Below are 17577 nucleotides of genomic sequence, written 5' to 3' on the forward strand. Positions count from 1 at the left end.
ACGGGTTAATCTCGCTGGAGCCCACCGACAACCACCATAAGGCCACCATTGCAATAAGTGCTTATCAAACATCGGCCTTACCACGTTGCTGGCGCCCAGCTCAAACCCACGCTCATGAGTATATGACACCTCCCCAGCCTGGTTCGCACCAAATGAACAAACCCCGCGATTCGGCACAGCATCCGGCGGGGTTAACTTCCCAGACCTGCTTGCCGGGCCGCCCTTGGCCCCTATGGGGATCAGGGCTTAAACTCGAGCACATGGGCAAGAAACGCCGGGCAGAAAAACTCAAACGTAAAGCGCAGCAGCGGGCGCCGCTCTCCGGTCGGGACATGCTGCGCATCTTTCCCAGCCTGCTGTTGCGGGCTTTTATCGTGGTGATGCCCCTCTCCGTGCTTATGACCATCCTGGGCAGCAACGGGGTCACGCTGTTCAATAATTTCTGGGTGCAGATGGGAACGTACCTTGCCGCCTATATCGTATTCAACAGGTTCATCTTTGGCCCCATTCGCAACTACCAACCAACCCAGGCCAGCTCGCGCAACCACCCACCCAGGGCCAAGCCCTAGGCGCTATCCCGCTATATACGCTTTGCATCGGCCCAGAAACCCTCTAGATCGTAGTATTCGCGGGCCTCCGCGCTCATCAGATGCACCAGCACCGGGCCATAGTCGAGGAGCACCCAGCGCGGACTGGGGCCTTCGACGTTGTTAGCCCGGATACCGTGGTCTTCGAGTAACTTTTCCCGCACGGCCCGCTCGAGGGCCTGCAGGTGGGGCTGGGAAGTCCCGGTGGCAATCACAAAGTAGTCGAGCGTGTCGGAGACACCGGTCAGATCCAGCACCACCACATTCTCGGCTTTCTTGTCCTCCAGGGCCTCCTTGACCAGGTGGATGAGTCTTTGGGTATCAATGGCTTGAACCATTCGACCTCATTGTACACAAGTTAAGGACTATCGAACCTCAGGGATGTACTCAAACTCATGAGTACCAAAGCGCACTGTATCGCCCGCCCGCACCCCATGGGCCTTGAGCGCTTGCTCAACCCGGTAGCGCTTGAAAAGTTCCTGCAGGTAGCCTGCGGCCTCCATCATATCGCCCTTGAGCCGGTCGAGGTGGCGCTGCACCTGGGGGGCCTCGAGCTCAAACACCCCTTCTTCCACCTGGGTCACCTTGATGTAATCGGCAGGTTCGGGCCGGGGCTTGGGGGCTTCCAGTTTGGGCTTGGGGGCGGCCTGCACCAGGGCAAACAGGGCCTCGACCAGCTCGGGCAAGCCGGCTTTGGTCTGGGTCGAGATGGGCAGCACCGGCAGGCCGGTTCGGCTGAGTTCGCCCACCAGGGTTTGCACTTCTTCCGGGGTGAGCAGGTCGGTTTTGTTGAGGGCGATCAGGGATTGGCGCTCGAGCAGTTCGGGGTTGTAGGCCCGCAGTTCGGCCTGCAGGGTGTGCAGGGTCTGCACCGGCTGATCAGCGCCGTCGAGCACGTACAGCAGGACTCGAGTCCGGGCGATGTGGCGCAGAAACTCGAGGCCCAGGCCCCGGCCCTGCGCGGCCCCCTCGATGATACCGGGGATGTCGGCCATGGTGATGCGCTCGAGGTTGCGCTCGATCACCCCCAGGTTGGGGGAAAGGGTGGTGAAGGGGTAGCTGGCGATCTTGGGATGGGCATGGGTCAGGGCGGCCAGCAGGCTGCTCTTGCCGGCGTTGGGGTAGCCCACCAGGCCCACATCGGCCAAAAGCATCAGCTCGAGGCGCAGCTTGCGCTTCTCACCTTCTTCGCCGGCCTCGGCAAAGCGGGGTGCTTGCCGGGTGGGGGTCACAAAGCGTGGGTTCCCCCAGCCGCCCCGGCCGCCCCGCGCGGCCACGAAGGTCTGGCCCTCCTCCACCAGGTCGGCCAGCAGTTCGCCGGTCTCGGCATCGTAGACCCGGGTTCCCCGCGGCACCTCGATGATCAGATCTTTGCCCGACTTGCCGAAAAGCCCCTTGCCCATCCCGTGCTGACCGTTTTCGGCTTTGTAAACCCGCTTGGAGAGATTGGAGAGCGAGTCCACCTGGCCCAGCGCCCGCAGGATCACGGAGCCCCCATCCCCCCCATCGCCGCCATCAGGGCCCCCTTTGGCGATGTACTTTTCACGCCAAAAGCTAATGCACCCATCGCCCCCGCGTCCGGCGGCCACGCTGATCTCGAGCACATCCCTGAACATAAATCAAAAACCGGAGGCTAGAAGCCCAGGCTCCCGCCTCCGGCCAATAATATGGCTAATCGCCGGCCTGGGCCGTTTCCAGGGGCCTGACCTGCACAAAGCGGCCCTTGCGACCCTTATCGGCAAACTCCACCACACCGTCGATCAGGGCGAACAGGGTGTAGTCGCGGCCCTGGCCCACCCCCGCACCGGCGCGGAACTTGGTACCGCGCTGGCGCACCAGCACGTTACCCGCCTTGACCACCTGACCTTCAAAGCGCTTGACACCCAGGCGCTTGGCTTGGCTGTCACGCCCGTTTTTGGTTGAACCCAGACCCTTTTTATGTGCCATCGTGTGCTCCTTCTGGCTAAGCGCGGATATCTTTCACGAGAATCTCGGTGTAGGGCTGGCGGTGGCCCCGCTTGCGGCGGTACTGCACCTTGGCCTTGAACTTAGCCACCACCACCTTTTTACCCTTGCCGTGCTCGACCACCTCGGCCACCACCTTGGCACCGGGTACGGTGGGGCTGCCGATCACGGTCTGCTCACCGCCCAGCATCAGGGCCTCGAACTCCACGGTATCGCCGGGGTTGGCCTCGAGCTTCTCCACGCGCAGCCTGCTGCCCTTTTCTGCGCGGTACTGTTTACCACCCGTTTTGATGATTGCGTACATAGCCACACTCTCCAGTTAGCCGTCCGGGATGCAGGTGCAATCCAACCAAACGGCTCGGGTCTTTTGACCCAGCCAACTGTCAACTATAGCGGCTATACATAAATGTTTCAAGTGCTAGCAGGTCGGGGCAGCCCACTGAACCGTGAGGCCAGATGTTCCATCGCCTTGGAATTTTCCGTAAATGTGGTAGGCTCTCTGTTGCGGATGGGCAGGAGTTCCAGTACCTGCTCCCGCCCTCGGCGGAGGCTTAACCTTGATACGCATAAGCGCTGTCGTTGATTACGCCGAGAAGGTGCGCCGGCTGGTCAAGCCCGAGCGCTATGAGCATATCCTGCGGGTTGCCGAGCTGGCGGCTCAAATTGCCCGAGCCAACCGGCTTGATGAAGGAAAAACCTACTTGGCGGCAATCCTGCACGACGCTGCGCGCGACCTGAGCACCGAGCGCTTGCTGGAGCTGGCTACCCCAGAAAACGATATTGAACGCAACCATCCCCTGGCCCTGCATGGGCGGGCGGGCCGTCGGCTGGCCGAGGCCTGGGGCATAAAAGACGAGGAGGTGCTCGAGGCCATCGAGGGCCATGTCTATGGGGTTGACCCCGATCACAAAATCGGCATGGCCCTCTACATTGCCGATGTCTCGGAGCCGGGCCGCGGGGTCAATCATGAAATTCGCGAGATGGCACTGAGCGGCAGGCTCGAGGAAGCCTACCAAAAGGCTGTCGTTTGTAAGGTTGATTACCTGCAAAAGAAGGGCATTACGCCGCATCCCCGCACCTGGGCTGCCTATCAAGCCTTGCAGGGAAAGCCAGACAACGGCTAGGCGCACCCCCGGCAAGAGGCTTTGCTGCCGCTAGGCTGCTGCTTGCCCAATTTTGTAATCTGATGGCCATGGCACGACCACCCAGCCCCCACCGCCCTAGCGCCGCTTCGTCGGTTCGCCAGCGCCGCCCTGGGCCGCGGGGTTCGCTGATCTGGCTAGGGCTGTCCTTGCTGGCCCTGGCCTGGGCCCTGGCCTATGGGCCACAGCACAGGGCTGCAAAGACCCAGTGGCAGGACACTTACCAGGGTGGAGGCCCGTACGAGGAACTTAGCCTGGTGGTGGCAGCCCGCGACACCGAGTACTGCGGCTACCATACCCCCTGTGGGCCGGGGCTCCGCACCGACACCATCTTTTATGTCCGTCTGCGCGGGTCAGAAGCCACCGCCGTAGCCATTCCTCGCGATTTGCATTACAGCGGAGAAACCCCCGAGGGGTATTTTGATGGCCGGATCAACACCGTCTACGAGCGGGGAGGCAAGGGCAAAGGGCTACAGCTGGCCGTGGAAAACCTGCTGGGCGTACCGGTAGAGCATTATGTGATCCTGACCTTTGAAGCGGTCATGAAGCTGGTCGACGCGGTGGACGGGGTGGACGTGGTGCTGCCCCAGCCTATGAAGTACACCGACCGGGCCGCGGGGCTTTACATCGACTTCCCGGCAGGGCCGGTGCATCTCAACGGCAAGGATGCCGTCAAGTACATGCGCTTCCGGCGCTGGGAGGGCACCGACCTGGGCCGGCTGGATCGCATCCGGGAGGTGATGGAGCTGGCCCTACGCAAGGCACAGAACCCCCGCTACTGGCCGCGCTTACCTGGGGTTGCCAGCACCCTCTGGGGCTCCATTGAGACCAGCCTCCCCCTCTCCGAAGCCCTGCGTCTGCTCCCGAGCCTGCGAAACCTGACTTTGAAAAGCGCCACCTTGCCCACCTTGGAAGAGGGCCTTTACCTGATCCCCGACCAGGCCGCCATGCCTTCTTTTATCGCTGGGCTGCTAGGCCACAGCACCGATACCGAGGTCATGGCCCGGTTGGTGCAGGCCGAGGCCCTGGGTCTGAAAACCCTGCTGCTTGACCGGAGCGGCCGTGGGCTGGGCGAACGATACCGGCAGGGCTTTATCGAGCTGGGCCTGCCACCGCCCGAAGTACGGCTTGGGGAGGTGGGAGGCTCGAGCGTGGTCTTGGTGCGCAGCGGCGTTTCGGTGGTGGGGCGCGAGTCCCCGGCTTTCGTACTGGCTCGAGACTACGCCGACCTGCTACACCTGCCCCTGCAAACCCGCATCCGCCTCGAGCCCCCAGGCTACGATGTGATCATCGTGCTGGGGCCAGGCTAAGCGGCCGCCCCTCCCCACACCCCGGGGCCGAGACACCCTGAGCATAAGCAGCATGACAGCTCGCGGTGTCCAATCTGCCAGCGCCGCATCAAGCCCCAGGCCCACCGGAAAGCTGCCGGGGCTTTTTAGGTTCCGTCATCTCAAAACCGCTATAATCGGCTGTACTCGAGGCCATACTATGGCAACCGCGACCCTACCCCACACCCATCCGCTGCCGGAGCGCAACCCCGGCACCCCCTTCGACCCCGGCGCCCTCGAGGGCGCGCTGGTCAACAAAAGCGCGGTCGAGCGGCGGGCCGCCACCCTGCCCACCCGCCGCACGGTCAAAAAGGAGTGGCAGGCCGCCTGGCTGCTGCACGCCATCCGCACCATCGACCTCACCACCCTTTCGGGCGACGACACCCCCGGCACGGTGCGGCGGCTGTGCGCCAAGGCCCGCCAGCCGGTGCGCCCGGAGCTGCTGCGCGACCTGGGCATACCCCACCTGCGGCTCACCACCGGGGCGGTGTGTGTCTACCACGAGATGGTGCCCGTCGCCGTGGAGGCCCTGGAGGGCTCCGGCATCCCGGTGGCTGCGGTCTCGACCGGGTTTCCGGCGGGCCTCAATCCACACCGCCTCAAGCTGCAAGAGATCGAGGCCTCGGTGGCCGCCGGGGCTAGTGAGATCGACATCGTGATCTCGCGCCGGCACGTCCTGACCGGCAACTGGAAAGCCCTCTACCAGGAGGTGCGCGACTTCCGCGAGGCCTGTGGCCCGGCCCACATGAAAAGCATCCTGGCCGTGGGCGAGCTGGGCACCCTCAAAAACGTCTACAAGGCCAGCATGGTGTGCATGCAGGCCGGCTCGGATTTCATCAAAACCTCCACCGGCAAGGAGGCCATCAATGCCACCCTGCAAAACAGCCTGGTGATGGTACGGGCCATCCGGGCTTTCTACGAGCAGACCGGCTACAAGGTGGGCTTCAAGCCCGCCGGGGGTATCCGCAGCGCCAAACAGGCCCTGGACTGGCTGATCCTGATGAAGGAGGAGCTGGGCCACGAATGGATGCAGCCGCACCTCTTCCGGATTGGGGCCAGCGCCCTTTTGAACGACATCGAACGGCAGCTCGAGCACTTCGCCTACGGGCGCTATGCCTCCATGCAGTACCAGCCGCTGGGCTAGCCAAGCGCCCCGCCTAGAGCATCCCCTGTCCCTCGAGCTAGGAGTCCATCATGACCCTCACCGAACTTATGGAGACCCTCCCCTACGGCCCTGCCCCCGAGGCAGCCCAACCCGCGCTGGACTGGATCCAGGCCCACAAGGGCCGGTTTCAGCTCTTCATTGCAGGCCGGTGGCGAAAGCCGGCCAGCCAGGAATGGTTCACCACCTTCAACCCGGCGAGCGGCCAGCCCCTGGCCGAAGTAGCCCAGGCCAACGCCGCCGACGTGGACGAGGCGGTCAAGGCCGCCCGCAAAGCCTTTGCAAGCTGGAGCCAGACCAAAGGCCACGTGCGGGCCCGCTACCTGTACGCCATAGCCCGGCAGATCCAGAAGCACGCCCGCCTGTTCGCCGTGCTGGAAACCCTGGACAACGGCAAGCCCATCCGCGAGACCCGCGATATTGACATCCCCCTGGTGGCCCGCCACTTCTACTACCACGCCGGCTGGGCCCAGCTGATGGAAAGCGAGCTGGCGGGCTACGGGCCGGTGGGGGTGGTGGGGCAGATCATCCCCTGGAACTTTCCCCTGTTGATGCTGGCCTGGAAGATTGCCCCGGCGCTGGCCATGGGCAATACAGTGGTGCTCAAGCCCGCCGAGTTTACCCCCCTGACCGCGCTTCTGTTCGCCGAAATCTGCCAGCAGATCGGCCTGCCGCCCGGGGTGGTCAACATCATTACCGGCGATGGGAAGACCGGCGCGGCCCTGGTGGAGCACCCTGGGGTGGACAAGATCGCCTTTACGGGTTCAACCGAGGTGGGCCGTCTGATCCGCAAGGCCACCGCCGGCAGCGGCAAAAAGCTCTCCCTCGAGCTCGGGGGCAAGTCGCCTTTTGTGGTCTTCGAGGATGCCGACCTCGATAGCGCAGTGGAGGGCGTGGTGGACGCCATCTGGTTCAACCAGGGGCAGGTCTGCTGCGCGGGCTCGAGGCTTTTGGTACAGGAAGGCATCGCCGAAAAGATGTACGCCAAGCTCCGCGCCCGCATGGAAAAACTGCGGGTGGGCGACCCGCTGGACAAGGCGGTGGATATCGGGGCCATCATCGCGCCGGTGCAGTTGCAAAAAATCCAGCGATTGGTGCAAAAAGGCGTAGAGGAAGGGGCCAGGCTCTGGCAGCCGAGCTGGGCCGTTCCCACCGAAGGCTGCTTCTACCCCCCAACCCTCTTCACGGATGTGGCCCCTTCTTCCACCATCGCCCAGGAGGAGATTTTCGGGCCGGTGCTGGCCGCCCTCACCTTCCGCACCCCCGAGGAGGCCGTCCGGCTGGCCAACAACACCCGCTACGGCCTGGCCGCCTCCATCTGGAGCGAGGACATCAACCTGGCCCTGGATGTGGCCACCCAGATCAAGGCCGGCACCATCTGGATCAACAGCACCAACCTCTTCGACGCCGCCAGCGGCTTTGGCGGCTACCGCGAGAGCGGTTTCGGGCGCGAGGGGGGCAAGGAAGGGCTGTGGGAGTACGTCAAAAAAATCGCGGAGAGCAAAGCTGCCAAAGCCCCCAGGGCAAAAGCTGCAGGTGATAAGCCCAGGGCCGCCCAGCCCGGTCTACCCCCCATCGACCGCACCGCCAAGCTCTTCATCGGCGGTAAGCAGGTGCGCCCCGACAGCGGCTACAGCCGGGTGGTGTACGACCCCGAGGGGCAGCGCATCGGCGAGGTGGGGCTGGGCAACCGCAAGGATATCCGCAACGCGGTGGAGGCCGCTCGAGGGGCCTTGGAGGGCTGGCGCAAAACCAGCGGCCACCACAAAGCCCAGATCCTGTACTTCCTGGCCGAGAACCTTTCCGAGCGGGCCGAGGAGTTCGCCCGGCGCATCGAAAAGCAGACCGGGCAGGATGGAACGGCCGAGGTGGAGGCGGCCCTCGAGGCCCTCTTCACCGCCGCGGCCTGGGCCGATAAGTACGAGGGCGTGGTGCACAACACCCCCATCCGCAACGTGACCCTGGCCATCCCAGAGCCCATCGGGGTGATGGGCCTCCTCTGCCCCGACGACCAGCCCCTCTTAGCCCTGGCCCGGCTGGCCGGCACCGCTTTGGCCATGGGCAACACCCTGGTGGTAGTACCCTCTCCCATCGCCCCCCTCACGGCCACCGACTTCTACCAGGTGCTCGAGACCTCCGACATCCCCGCCGGAACCTTCAATATCGTGACCGGCGAGCGCGACGAGCTGGCCAAAACCCTGGCCGAGCACGACGACGTGGACGCCCTCTGGTATGCCGGCCCCCAGACCGGCTGGGCCCTGGTGGAGAAGGCCAGCGCCGGCAACATGAAGCGCACCTGGACGCTGCCCGCCAGCGGCCCCCTGCCCGACACCGACGAGATCCTGCGGCAGGCCACCCAGATCAAGAACATCTGGGTGCCCTACGGGGCCTGAGTCGACTTCAAATAGCGCCTTCCAAGCGCAACAGCCACTCCTTCACGCCCTCCCGCCCGGCAAACCCCCCCAGCCGCCCATCGGCGTGAATCACGCGCTGGGCCGGTACCACCAAAAAGAACGGGCAGGCCCGCATACCCGCTCCCACTGCCCGGGGTGTGAGACCGCACAAGCGCCCCATCTGGGCGTAGCTGCGGGTCTCGCCGATGGGAATGCGCCGCACTTCTTCATACAGCGCTACCCGGCGGGCCTCGAGGCCGCTGTAATCGAGGGGCACCTGCAAAAAGGTTTCCCCCTTACCGGCAAAGTAGGCCTCTACCCGCCGGGCCAGGTCGCCCAGCAGGGCGCTGGGACGCTCTGGCAAACCCTCCCCCCACACCAGCAGTTCCACCGATAGCAACCCCTGGGTGCTGGCCTTGGCGTAGAGTGGGCCCACCGGGGTGGGTATTAGCAGGCTGTGCATGGCCTAGCTCGAGGTGCGCGCAGCCTTGGCGGGCTTGCCAACCTCCCTGGACAGGGCACCTTCCAGCATCAGGTCGAGGAACTTGTTCATCTCGTCCTTGAGCTGCCGCCCTGGGGTATAGGCCGCCCAGCGCAGGGCCGAGAGCAGGTACACGTCGGCCATCGAACGGGAGATGCGCTCGAGCGACATATCCTGCCGCAACCGGCCCTGAATTTTTAGCGGGTACAGAATTTCGGCGATCAGGTCACCCAGGGGTAGGGCCTCGAAAGCAGCCTTGGCGCGCTGGGGGTCGGGGTTCAGCAGCTCATAGGCCAGGGGGGATAGCAGCACCCGTTCGCGTTCACTAACCTCGGCCAGCCGGTTCCATAGGCGGCGCAGCACCTCGAGGGGGGGGCTGCCCTGGTTCAGTTCCGCCAGGGCTTGCTCACGCAGCTCACCCAGTAGCTGGGCACCAAAGTCGAGCAAAACCGCCTCTTTGTAGGCGTAGTAGTTGAAAAAAGTGCCCCTGGAAACATGCGAGGCCTTGGCTATATCGGTGGCCGTGGTCTGGTGAAAGCCCTTCTCGCGGAACAGGTTGATGGCGGTACGGAAAATGCGGTCTCGGCGACGCTGCTTTTGCCTTTCCCGAAGCGTGAGCATGGTGAGATTGTACCCGAGTACAATAAATTGCGCTAGTCGGCATCCAGTCGGAAATATCGCTTGCTGGGCACTTCTGTGGAATGTTTTTGAAAAACTTCCCACTTGCTAAATTTCACCATCGGGATGGCTCCTCCAGACCAGCTCCGGCCAACCTGCCCGTTCAGCGTTGTACAGTAGACATCTGCTATGCGCCGTGGTTCCACGTTCAATCGACTCTGGGCTGTGTGGGGCCTGCTCCGACCTCGAGGCCGCCGCAAAAGCGACCGGTTGTGGCTTTTTCTTCTATTTGTGGGCGTGGTGGGCTACCTGGCCTGGGAGACCTACCTTCGCCCGGTTCCACCGGTGTACAGATCGGCCGGTGGCCTCGAGCTGTACTTTGCTCCCCAGCAAGGCCCCACCGCCAAGAGCCGCCTGCTGGGCCTGATCAACACGGCCCAGCAGCAGGTTGAGGTGGCTGCCCTCGAGCTCGAAGACCGTGAAATAGGGCAGGCCCTTATACGTGCGGCGGCCCGCGGTGTGCGGGTGCGGATGCTCAACGACTCGGACTACCGCCGCGAAACCCGCGAGAGCCTGGGCGTGCGCAGCAGCAGCCGGGCCCGCTGCGAAACCTTACAGCGCGTGCAGGTCTGCTACGACAGCCGCCCCCACGCCCTCATGCACCACAAGTTCGTGCTCATCGATAACCTGGGGGTCTGGACGGGTAGCACCAACCTCACCTGGAACGCCTTTGAGCGCAACAACGAAAACAGCCTGTGGCTGCCGGTGCCGGGCCTGGTGCAGGTCTACCGGGCCGAGTTTGAAGCCCTGTTCGCGGGTCAGGAGAATGGGCTGGGCCGTTCTGCGCGCTTCCAAATCGGAAGCACCCTGGGCACGGTTTACTTTAGCCCCGCCGGTGGACAGGAAGCCCGCCGGGCCATCCTCGAGCGGCTGGGGCAGGCTCAGCGGGAAATTTGGGTGGCCGCTTATGTTCTGACCGATACCCGCATCGTGGAGGCCCTGGTCAAAGCCCACCGGCGCGGGGTGCGGGTGCGGGTCGTCATCGACACCCGCAACCTGGAGAACTCGCGGGATGAAACCCTGAAGCAGGCCGGGGTGGAGGTGCGCAAAGACGGCAACCCCTACACCATGCACCACAAAGTGATGGTAGTGGACGGGGAGTGGGTGATTACCGGCAGCTACAACTTCACCAACTCTGGGTTCGGCCGCAACAACGAAAACCTGCTGATCCTGCGGGACAGCACGCTGGCCCAGCGCTATCAGCGCGAGGTGGAAAGCATCTGGCGGGCAGGGAGCCGACTATGAAGAACCTTCCTACCCTGATCCTGGCCTCCGGAAGCCCGCGCCGGGCCGAGCTGCTTAGGCGGCTGGCCCTGCCCTTTGAGGCTCGTCCGGCTGATATAAACGAAGAAAGCCTCCGGCACCTCGAGCCCTCCCAGATGGCCCAGGAACTGGCCGTGCAGAAGGCCCAGGCCGTCTGGCAGCCAGGGCAGTGGGTGCTGGCGGCCGATACCGTGGTCGCGCTGGAAGGGCAGACCCTGGGCAAGCCCCATAACCCCCAGGAGAACAGGCGATTCCTGGAGCAGCTCTCGGGGCGGCGCCACACGGTGTACACCGGCTTTGCCATTCTCAAACCGGACGGGGCTGTGCACCGCGAGGTCGCCCTGGCGCAGGTCACCTTCCGCCCGCTCCAGGCCTGGGAGCTCGAGTGGTATGTGCAAAGCGGCGAGGGGCTGGACAAGGCCGGGGGCTACGGCGCCCAGGGGCTGGGCATGGTGCTGCTGGAGCGCATCGAGGGCGACTTTTACACCGTGATGGGCCTGCCCGTAAGCCGGGTCTGGCAGCGGTTGTATGAGCTGGGCTATTTTGGCCTCGAGCCCCACCGGCCAGACCCAAAGGAGCTGTAAATCCCCTACCCCAGCCGGGCCAGGTTTTCCCGGATGCGCTCGAGCTGGGCCTGGTTCTCGGCCAGCCGCTCGCGCTCGGCCTGCACCACACTGGGGTCGGCCCGCTCCACAAAACCTGGGTTGGCGAGTTTCTTCTGCCCTTGCTCAACCTGTTTTTCCAGCTCAGAAAGCCGCTTGCGCTGACGCTCCAGGAAGCTCGAGAGGTCGCCCTCGGGCTTGAGGTAGACGGTGGTGTTGGCGGTCACCTGGGCAATGGCTTTCTCGGGGCTACCGATAGAGGGCTCTGCTTTGCTGAGGAAGCGGAATAGCGCCCGGTTCTCCATCACCAGCGCGGCCCCCGGCCCATCCAGATAGACCTCGATGGCCTGCTGGGGTGGGATCCCCAGCTCAGCCCGCAGGTTGCGGGTGGCGGTGATGGTGGCCTGCAAGGTTTCGAAGGCTTTTTCGGCCTCGAGGTCGCGCGCGCCGGCCTGGGGCCAGTCCTGCAGGGCCAGCTGGGTGGCATCCCCGGTCAGGGCCTCGTACAGCTCCGAGGTGATGAAGGGCATGATGGGGTGCAGCAGCTTGAGCAGGGTCGCCAGGGTGGTCTTCAGGGTCTCCAGGGTGGCCGGGTTGCCCTCGCGCAGCGCGGGCTTGGCAGCCTCCAGGTACCAGTCGCAGAACTCGCTCCAGACCAGCTCGTAGACCAGCCGGGCGGCCCGGCCCAGGTCGAAGGCCTCGTAGGCCTCGGTAATCTCGGCGATGCCCCGGTTCAGGCGCGAGACCATCCAGCGGTCGGCCAGGGTGGGGGTGGCCGGGGCGCTGGAGAGGCCCACCTGCCGGTTCATCAGCACGAAGCGCGCGGCGTTGTAGAGCTTGTTGGCGAAGTTGCGCCCCTGCTCGTAGCGCCGTTCGTCGTGGCGGATGTCCTGCCCGCCCGTAGCCAGATAATCCCAGGCGAAGCGGCAGGCATCGGCCCCGTATTTATCAATCAGCTCGAGGGGGTCGATGCCGTTGCCCTTGCTCTTGGACATCTTCTGGCCCCTGGCGTCCAGGTACAGCCCGTGCAGCACGATGGTGTGGAAGGGGGCCCGACCGGTGAAGTGGTAGCCCGACATCTGCATGCGGGCCACCCAGAAAAAGATGATGTCGTAGCCGGTCACCAGGACATCGGTGGGGTAGTACTTCCGCAGATCCTCGGTATCGTCGGGCCAGCCCAGGGTGGAAAAGGGCCACAGGGCCGAGGAGAACCAGGTGTCGAAGACGTCCTCGTCGCGCCGCAGCTTGAGGTGGGCGTAGCGGGGATCCTGGTCGCAGTCGAGGTCGGGGTTGGAGGGGTCGGGCACGTAGACGTTGCCCTCCTCGTCGTACCAGGCCGGGATCTGGTGGCCCCACCAGAGCTGCCGGGCAATGGCCCAGTCCTTGATGTTTTCCAGCCAGTCGCGGTTAACCTTCTCCCAGCGCTCGGGCACGAAACGCATCTCGCCTTTATCCAGGCCTTCCAGCACCTTTTCGGCCACCGGCTTCATCCGCACGAACCACTGCTCGAGCAGGAGGGGCTCCACCGGGGCCTTGGTGCGGTCGGAGTAGCCCAGGGCGATGGTGTAGTCGCGGACATCCCGCAGGTGCCCGGCTTCTTCCAGGGCCTCCACCACCCGCCGGCGGGCCTCGAAGCGCTCCAGCCCCCGAAAGGGCTCGGGCACCCGCTCCCCATAGAGGCAGCCCTTCAGGTCGATCACGCTGGGCATCTCCAGGTTATGCCGCTGTCCGATCTCGAAGTCGGTGGGGTCGTGGGCGGGGGTAATCTTCAGGGCCCCGGTGCCGAAGTCCATCAACACCGCCTCATCGGCGATGATGGGAATGTAGCGCTCGGTGAGGGGGATGCGGGCCTTCCGGCCGATGAGGTGCCGGTAGCGCTCGTCGGCGGGGTTCACCGCAATGGCCACATCGGCAAAGATGGTCTCGGGGCGCACCGTGGCGATCTGGATCTCCCCGCCTTCCTCGAGGGGATAGGCCAGGGTGTAGAGCTTTCCGGGGGTGGGCTCGACGTTCACCTCGAGGTCGCTCACCACCGTCTGGGCCACCGGGTCCCAGTGCACGATGCGCTTACCGCGGTAGGCCAGCCCCTGGTGGTAGTACTCGATGAAGGCCCGCCGCACCGCGCGGGACAGCCCCTCGTCCATGGTGAAGCGCTCACGGCTCCAGTCGCAGGAAGCCCCGATGCGCCTAAGCTGGTGCAGGATGGCCCCGCCGTTTTTCTCCTTGAAGGCCCAGACCCGCTCTAAAAACTTCTCCCGGCCCAGGTCGTGGCGGGACAGCCCCTCCTGGGCCAGCTCTTTTTCCACCAGCACCTGGGTGGTGATGCCGGCGTGGTCGGTGCCGGGCAGGTACAAGGCCTCGTAGCCCTGCATGCGCTTGAAGCGGATGATGGTATCGATGATGGTGTTGTCCAGCGCGTGGCCCAGGTGCAGGTTGCCGGTCACGTTGGGCGGCGGGATCACAATGGTAAAGGGGCCCTTGCCCTTGTGGGCGTTGAGTTCGGGGCGAAGGGGATTCCTGGCCCACTCCTCCACCCAACGGGGCTCCACCGCCTGGGGGTCGTAGGCTTTGGGTAGTTCCTTAGGTTCGGTCATTGCTTCTCCTCACGAAAAGGTGGTAGCTTTTTTTCTCGTCATCAAAGACAGCCTCCTCGTAGGCCACCCCCGTGACCTCGGTGTTTTCATCAAAGGTACAGCTCCAGAAGCCCACGGTCAGGCGGTTGCCCTCGAGGCTCACCGGGCCCACCGCAATTTCCTGCCAATCCGGCTCTTCCTCCTCTTCAAATTCAAGGTCTTCATCGTCCTCCAGAAGCTCGAGGGGCTCGAGGTCGTCTTCATCCAGGTCGTCTAGGTCATCCGGGTAGTCCTCATCGAGCTGCGCGAAGTCCATCGCCCTAAGGGTACAGACCCGGCCCACCAGGCTGCGGATGGGGTTGTTGGGCTGGCCGAAGCGGGTGCTGAACTCCGGGCGGAAAGGGGTGTAATCGATGCTGGCGACCAATAGGTAGTCGCCCAGCTCCCATTTGCACGAAAGCAGGAGGAACGGCTCGTCCCGGTCGGGGTCGTAGTCGGGCGGGGGGGTGGCGATGGGGGCGTTGAGCAGATCGATGACCATCTGCTTACGAACACTCTTGCTAGCCTCAATGGGGGCCGGCCGGCCCAGCAGGTCTATCATGTTCCAGTGCTTGAGGCGAGACTTCAGAGCAGCAAGGGCCTCCTCGAGGCTATCCACAATTCGCATGGGTTCGCCGCGCTGAAGAAAGTACCAGCCGGGATACTCCACCGACTCTTTGGCCGGAAGTTCCTTGCCAAATAGCTTAATGGGCCGGGGTTCCCGGCTCAACCAGTAGAGGCCGGGTTCGTAATGGGGCTCGAGCTGCCATTCCTTGGGAATATCGTTCATAGCACCTCCTCAGCGTGGCCGGACAAAAGAGGATCCTCCACCGAAAACCCTCGAGCGTTTGGAATCCTTCATCCTCACCTCACTCTATAAACAAAAACGCCCCTGCAGGCTTTGCTGCACGGACGAGGAAAACCCCGCGGTACCACCGCGCTTCCTGAAGCGCCAGCAAGGGCTTCAGGCACTCAGATGTGCTATCACGGGCACCCCCGACAGGCTCTACTAGGCCAGCTGGCCGTTCTTCCTGCAGGCTCGCGGGCGACGTTCGGCTGGTGCGTTTCCAGGTGCCCTCTCAGCCGCTGGGGCACCCTTTCTGTGGGCGCAGGCAGCCTACTCTTCCCGGTCTACGCCAGAACCCAGTATATATCAGCCAGCGGCCATACAGCATACCGGAGAAAGGGTCATTCAAAGCAAAGACCTCCAGAGGCCATCTTTTGGCATCCCAGAACGCACCCCTCGCTACCCTTGGCGCAGAAAGCCTAGCCCTTCGGCCGCCTTCCGGCGATGAACCAACCGAAATCTGGTATCAAAAGGCCTGGATCAGTTCAAAAATAAGCCAGACCAAAAAGAGAAGCGCTGCAAAAACCGCTATAGTGTGGCGCACCACGGACTCAAGGCGACCAAGCATGCTCTTGAAAAGCTCTGGGGCACGGCCGAACACGCTTCCTCACCTCACTTCAGTAGTACATGCCGGGGAAGGTCTGGTTGCGGCCCGAGCTTTTGGCCTCGGCCTGGAAGTTTTTGGCTCGAGCCAGCACGGCCTGGGCAGTCGGTTGGCCATCGCGGCCGGCAAAGCCCAGGCTGATGGTGACCTTAAGTTCGGGGTGAAGCTGGCCCCAGGGGTACTTGAGCACCGCAACCCGCAACCGCTCGCAAACCCCCAAGGCCCGATCCCCGGTGATACCGCGCAGAATCAAGGCGAAGGAATCGCCCCCCAAACGTCCAGCGACGTCCGAGGCCCGCAGCGTCTTCTGCACCAGCTGCCCCACGCGACGCAAGATCTCATCGGCCAGGGCCTGGCCGAAGCGCTGTGTAATAGTTTGAAATTCGTCCAGATCGAAGGCAACTACAGTAAACGCCTCACCGCTGGCAAAAGCGCGCTCGAGGGCCTGTTCAAAAGCCAACTTAGCAGGCAAACCGGTCAGCGGATCGTCTGTTTCGCGGCCGTAGCCCTCCAGCCAGGGGCTGCGGTGGTTTAGCAGGTTGCGGTTCCGCTCCTCAACCAGGCGCTGCACCGATTCCAAAGCCTGTTTGAGCGAGTCGAGGTTATCGCTGGCTTGCGCTATCTGGCTGCGCATCTGTTCGAGCAGGTGCAGCAGTTTTAGGTCTTCTTCGCGCAGCTTTTCAGCACTCATCTTGTTGCGGATTATATGCATTCCACGGTCTAAACCCTGTGCAATTTGACCATCACTTATGGGCTGGATGTTCCACCAGTCCACCACCGGGCAAATTGTGTTGTCAGTCCCCTGTAATGTGATTCCAGCCCCGTTCATCAAAGCGTTTCCAGGGATATTCTTAATATGAGATGAGTGCGCTCAGCGAAGCCCAGGTACTGGAAGCCCTCAAAACCGTCCACGACCCCGAGCTACACAAGGATCTGGTATCGCTGGGGATGGTTGAGCAAATTGCCGTACAAGGCAGCAAAACCGCAATCAAGATCAACCTCACCACACCGGCCTGCCCCCTCAAAGAGAAAATCGAGGGGGATATACGCCAGGCCCTTAGCAAAATCGGCGCGACCGAGGTCGAGGTGCACTTTAGCGCCCAGGTACGTGGGCCGCAAAACCTACCCCTGCCCGGCATCAAACACATCGTAGCGGTTGGCTCGGGCAAAGGGGGCGTGGGTAAAAGCACGGTCGCGGCCAACCTGGCTGTAGCACTGGCCCAGGAAGGTGCCCGGGTGGGCCTGCTGGACGCCGATATCTACGGCCCCAGCCAGGCCCAGATGTTTGGTACCCAGGGCGAGAAGCTGCGCGTAGACGAGCAAAAGCGGATGGTGCCCTTGAAGCGCTACGGCGTTAAGCTCATCAGCATCGCCAATATCGTGCCACCGGGCCAGGCCATGGTCTGGCGCGGCCCCATCCTGCACGGCACCCTCAAGCAGTTCCTGCAGGAGGTGGCCTGGGGCGACCTCGACTATCTGATTGTGGATCTGCCGCCCGGCACAGGGGATGTGCAGCTTTCGCTTGCGCAGCTCACCCGGCTTTCGGGCGGCCTCATTGTGACCACCCCGCAGGACGTGGCCCGGATCGACGCCGAGCGGGCCCTGGATATGTTCAAGCGGGTACAGGTCAGCATCCTGGGCATCATCGAGAACATGTCGTTTTTTGAGCAAAACGGGCAAAAAACCTACATCTTTGGGCAGGGGGGCGGCCGCAAGATGGCCGAGGCCTACAACACCGCCTTTTTGGGTGAGATCCCCATTGCGCTCTCGGTGCGTGAAGGGGGCGACAACGGTGTGCCGGTGGTGATTGGGGCGCCCGATTCGCCCGAGGCGCTGGCCTTCCGCCAGGTCGCGCGCAATTTAGCAGGTCAGTTGTCGGTGCAGTCCTACATGCTGCTGCCGATGGCGTAGGA

17 protein-coding genes are annotated in these 17577 nt (G+C 63.5%); 8 read left to right on the forward strand and 9 right to left on the reverse strand.

Features of this window, described 5'->3' with window-relative positions; genetic code table 11:
• Positions 1 to 260 precede the first annotated feature (260 nt).
• Complete coding sequence (locus MTAI_RS10930) at positions 261 to 569, forward strand: hypothetical protein (RefSeq protein WP_027886358.1); 309 nt, start codon at positions 261 to 263, stop codon at positions 567 to 569.
• 11 nt (positions 570 to 580) lie between these two features.
• On the opposite strand, the gene rsfS is transcribed toward MTAI_RS10930, so the two are convergent.
• The 4 genes from rsfS to rplU are packed head-to-tail and all read right to left on the reverse strand — an operon-like array spanning position 581 to position 2856.
• Positions 581 to 925, reverse strand: a complete 345-nt coding sequence (gene rsfS, locus MTAI_RS10935) for a ribosome silencing factor (protein WP_027886359.1) — start codon at positions 923 to 925, stop codon at positions 581 to 583.
• Between the two features lie 27 nt (positions 926 to 952).
• Entirely contained in the window at positions 953 to 2203 is a 1251-nt protein-coding gene (obgE, locus tag MTAI_RS10940) for a GTPase ObgE (RefSeq protein WP_027886360.1), read from the reverse strand.
• 55 nt (positions 2204 to 2258) lie between these two features.
• Positions 2259 to 2534 carry a 50S ribosomal protein L27 gene (rpmA, locus tag MTAI_RS10945; RefSeq protein WP_027886361.1) on the reverse strand — a complete coding sequence of 92 codons (276 nt, stop codon included), beginning with the start codon at positions 2532 to 2534 and terminating at the stop codon, positions 2259 to 2261.
• A gap of 16 nt (positions 2535 to 2550) precedes the next feature.
• The gene (gene rplU, locus MTAI_RS10950) at positions 2551 to 2856 is read right to left on the reverse strand and encodes a 50S ribosomal protein L21 (protein WP_027886362.1); all 306 of its coding nucleotides are present in this window, start codon (positions 2854 to 2856) and stop codon (positions 2551 to 2553) included.
• 253 nt (positions 2857 to 3109) lie between these two features.
• Between rplU and yqeK the strand changes: the two genes are divergently transcribed.
• From yqeK to MTAI_RS10970, 4 genes are all read left to right on the forward strand, one after another.
• Positions 3110 to 3676: a bis(5'-nucleosyl)-tetraphosphatase (symmetrical) YqeK gene (gene yqeK, locus MTAI_RS10955; protein WP_036196712.1), complete on the forward strand. Its 567-nt coding sequence runs from the start codon at positions 3110 to 3112 to the stop codon at positions 3674 to 3676.
• 68 nt (positions 3677 to 3744) lie between these two features.
• Positions 3745 to 5004 carry an LCP family protein gene (locus tag MTAI_RS10960; RefSeq protein ID WP_036196744.1) on the forward strand — a complete coding sequence of 420 codons (1260 nt, stop codon included), beginning with the start codon at positions 3745 to 3747 and terminating at the stop codon, positions 5002 to 5004.
• A gap of 178 nt (positions 5005 to 5182) precedes the next feature.
• Entirely contained in the window at positions 5183 to 6166 is a 984-nt protein-coding gene (gene deoC, locus MTAI_RS10965; RefSeq protein WP_027886365.1) for a deoxyribose-phosphate aldolase, read from the forward strand.
• A gap of 50 nt (positions 6167 to 6216) precedes the next feature.
• Positions 6217 to 8577 carry an aldehyde dehydrogenase family protein gene (locus MTAI_RS10970; RefSeq protein ID WP_027886366.1) on the forward strand — a complete coding sequence of 787 codons (2361 nt, stop codon included), beginning with the start codon at positions 6217 to 6219 and terminating at the stop codon, positions 8575 to 8577.
• Positions 8578 to 8584: 7 nt separating this feature from the next.
• Here MTAI_RS10970 and MTAI_RS10975 read toward each other — a convergent pair whose 3' ends face one another.
• Both MTAI_RS10975 and MTAI_RS10980 read right to left on the reverse strand, forming a co-directional pair.
• The gene (locus MTAI_RS10975) at positions 8585 to 9040 is read right to left on the reverse strand and encodes a methylated-DNA--[protein]-cysteine S-methyltransferase (RefSeq protein ID WP_036196714.1); all 456 of its coding nucleotides are present in this window, start codon (positions 9038 to 9040) and stop codon (positions 8585 to 8587) included.
• A 3-nt stretch (positions 9041 to 9043) separates the two neighbouring features.
• Positions 9044 to 9679, reverse strand: a complete 636-nt coding sequence (locus tag MTAI_RS10980) for a TetR/AcrR family transcriptional regulator (protein WP_027886368.1) — start codon at positions 9677 to 9679, stop codon at positions 9044 to 9046.
• A gap of 186 nt (positions 9680 to 9865) precedes the next feature.
• Here MTAI_RS10980 and MTAI_RS10985 point away from each other — a divergent pair, with 186 nt between their 5' ends.
• Together MTAI_RS10985 and MTAI_RS10990 are read left to right on the forward strand one after the other, a co-directional pair.
• Positions 9866 to 10981, forward strand: a complete 1116-nt coding sequence (locus MTAI_RS10985) for a phospholipase D-like domain-containing protein (protein ID WP_223299716.1) — start codon at positions 9866 to 9868, stop codon at positions 10979 to 10981.
• A complete protein-coding gene (locus MTAI_RS10990; protein ID WP_027886370.1) occupies positions 10978 to 11583 on the forward strand; it encodes a Maf family protein in 606 nt (201 codons plus the stop codon). Before MTAI_RS10985 ends, MTAI_RS10990 begins: the two co-directional genes overlap by 4 nt.
• A gap of 5 nt (positions 11584 to 11588) precedes the next feature.
• Here MTAI_RS10990 and MTAI_RS10995 read toward each other — a convergent pair whose 3' ends face one another.
• The 3 genes from MTAI_RS10995 to MTAI_RS11005 form a co-directional block, all read right to left on the reverse strand.
• Positions 11589 to 14195, reverse strand: a complete 2607-nt coding sequence (locus tag MTAI_RS10995) for a valine--tRNA ligase (RefSeq protein ID WP_027886371.1) — start codon at positions 14193 to 14195, stop codon at positions 11589 to 11591.
• Complete coding sequence (locus tag MTAI_RS11000; protein WP_027886372.1) at positions 14182 to 15003, reverse strand: hypothetical protein; 822 nt, start codon at positions 15001 to 15003, stop codon at positions 14182 to 14184. Before MTAI_RS11000 ends, MTAI_RS10995 begins: the two co-directional genes overlap by 14 nt.
• A 674-nt stretch (positions 15004 to 15677) precedes the next feature.
• A complete protein-coding gene (locus MTAI_RS11005) occupies positions 15678 to 16355 on the reverse strand; it encodes a GGDEF domain-containing protein (RefSeq protein WP_027886373.1) in 678 nt (225 codons plus the stop codon).
• Between the two features lie 170 nt (positions 16356 to 16525).
• On the opposite strand from MTAI_RS11005, the gene MTAI_RS11010 reads away from it, so the two are divergent.
• Positions 16526 to 17575 carry an Mrp/NBP35 family ATP-binding protein gene (locus MTAI_RS11010; RefSeq protein WP_027886374.1) on the forward strand — a complete coding sequence of 350 codons (1050 nt, stop codon included), beginning with the start codon at positions 16526 to 16528 and terminating at the stop codon, positions 17573 to 17575.
• Positions 17576 to 17577 lie beyond the last annotated feature (2 nt).

Origin of the sequence: Meiothermus taiwanensis WR-220, assembly GCF_003568585.1 — a bacterium.
In the GTDB taxonomy this organism is placed as follows: Bacteria; Deinococcota; Deinococci; order Deinococcales; family Thermaceae; genus Meiothermus; species Meiothermus taiwanensis.